This window comes from Lederbergia sp. NSJ-179, from assembly GCF_022867885.1.
In the GTDB taxonomy this organism is placed as follows: Bacteria; Bacillota; Bacilli; order Bacillales; family Bacillaceae_C; genus Lederbergia.
Genome location: NZ_JALIFP010000086.1, coordinates 1 through 2,336 on the forward strand (window position 1 = coordinate 1; position 2,336 = coordinate 2,336).

Below are 2,336 nucleotides of genomic sequence, written 5' to 3' on the forward strand. Positions count from 1 at the left end.
ATTCCTATTAAAATATTTCTCTATCACTGTTATATTGTTATTCGTTGATGATGATTTACAGTGATGGAGGACATGAAAGGTGGACAAGTTTGAAGTGTATGTAGACATTCGTCAATTATTAAATCAAGGATTCAGTAAAGCAAAGATAGCCAAAAGGCTGGGGATTTCTCGACCCACTCTGTATCGATATCTTCAAAAGGATCCGAAAGAAATGGCAGACTGGATAGATTCCATCCAAGTCAGGACGAAAAAATTAGATCCATATAAGGATATGATTTTATCCTGGCTCAAAGAGAATCCAGACATGTCAGCTGCTCAAGTGGAAGATTGGTTAAGAGAAAGATATTCTTCCCTAGAGATATCTGAAAGCACCGTCAGAGGTTATGTTAGGAAACTTCGAGAAGATTATGATATTCCAAAAGAAATTCGTGTTCGTGACTATGAAGCTGTTCCAGATATGGCCATGGGGGAACAAACACAAGTGGATTTTGGAGAAACCATACAGGAGACCCCTGAAAAGAAGAAAGTAAAACTTTATTTCATAGCTTTTGTCTTATCGCATTCACGTTATAAGTATGTAGAATGGCTGGATAGGCCTTTTACAACAAGAGATTTGATAAATGCCCATGAAAATGCATTTAAGTGGTTTGAAGGGATTCCGCATGAAATGGTATATGACCAGGATTCAGTCATTGTCGTCAGTGAAAATGGGGGAAACCTTATTTACACAAAGGAATTTGAGGTATACCGCCAACAGCGTAGTTTAAAGATAAGGGTTTGTCGCAAAGCAGATCCAGAAAGCAAAGGGAGAATTGAAAATGTAGTCGGATATATCAAGAAAAATTTCGCCAAGCATCGGATATTTACCAATATCGATCGCTGGAATGAAGATTCGTGGAAATGGCTTAATCGTACAGGGAACTATAAAATTCACCATACTACAAAAAAAAGACCGGTCGAAGTGTTTCAAGAAGAAAAACACCATTTAAGACCAGTTCCTAACCCGTTAGAATTCAGTAATGTAAAACCTGTATCTAGTATAACAAGAACGGTTCGCCGGGACAATACAATCCGATATTTGTCCAACCGGTATTCTGTTCCTCTAGGTACATTTAATAAACAAGAAGAGGTTTATATCCAAAGAACTGAAGAACATTTGCTTATATATGCATCTGTAAATGGCCCTTTATTGGCCAAGCATAAAATTTGTCATGGGAAAGGTCAATTGATTCAAGACCGGCAACATACCAGGGATCGGTCAAAAGGAATCGATGCCTATATGGATACAGTAGCCAGTTATTTTACTGACTTGCCTCTAGCACAATATTTTCTGGAGGAAATCAGGGATCGATATCCTCGATATATACGTGATCAGCTACAGATAATCATGAATCAGCTAAAAAAGACGCCGCAAGAAATATCTAACCATGCCTTAAAGGGATGTGTGGATAAAAGGCTTTTTTGTGCAACAGATTTTGTCGATATGGTTCAGCATATCAAACAACAACGACAAATAAATGTTACAGATGTCCGCAATGACGAGGTTAAAATTCAACCATTCCATGGTCAAAATGAGTTTATTACTCAAACCTATGCCCAAAAAAGAGATGTAAATGAATATATAGCCGTATTGGAGGGAGAAAAATGAGCCAATTAAAGAAGTCAGAAGAGCTTTTAAAAACCCTTCATTTATCAGAAGCAGCCCATTCTTTGTCTCAGCTTGTTAAACAAGCTGAGACAAACGAATCAACCTATCTTTCCTTTCTTAACAGTATTTTGGAATATGAACAGAAACGAAGAGAAGAAAAACAATTGGAAAAAAGGCTAAAATGGGCTGCCTTCCCTTTTCGAAAAACACTCGATGAGTTTCATTTAGAAGAACAACAATCATTAAGTCAAAAGCAGCTGAATCATCTGAGGGAATTAACATGGGTTGAACAATTATATAATATTCTTCTACTTGGACCGCCAGGCATAGGAAAAACGCACTTATCAGTTGGGTTAGGATTAGAAGCAATCAATCAAGGTTATAAGGTTATGTTCATCACCATGGGAGAGTTGGTTCATGCCTTAAAAACAGAGGAAATTTCAAGGAAAGCACAAACTAAAATGAAAAGAATCCGTACTGCGGACTTAGTCATTATTGATGATCTTATGTTTATGGCAATGGATCAGCATGAAGCGAACCTATTTTTCCATTTAATCAATGACTTATACAACCGTTCCTCTATTATCTTGACCTCAAATAAAGCTCCAAAGGAGTGGGGTGAGTTATTGGGGGATCCAGCGATAACGACAGCCATTTTGGATAGAATTATCCATCGGGCAGAAGTCAT

2 protein-coding genes are annotated in these 2,336 nt (G+C 37.5%); both read left to right on the top strand.

Features of this window, described 5'->3' with window-relative positions; all coding sequences use genetic code 11:
* Positions 1-79 precede the first annotated feature (79 nt).
* Positions 80-1,648: an IS21 family transposase gene (gene istA, locus MUB24_RS22855; protein WP_244708023.1), complete on the top strand. Its 1,569-nt coding sequence runs from the start codon at positions 80-82 to the stop codon at positions 1,646-1,648.
* On the top strand, positions 1,645-2,336 hold a 692-nt coding region (gene istB, locus MUB24_RS22860), incomplete at its 3' end, for an IS21-like element helper ATPase IstB (protein ID WP_244708025.1). The genes istA and istB, both read left to right, overlap by 4 nt.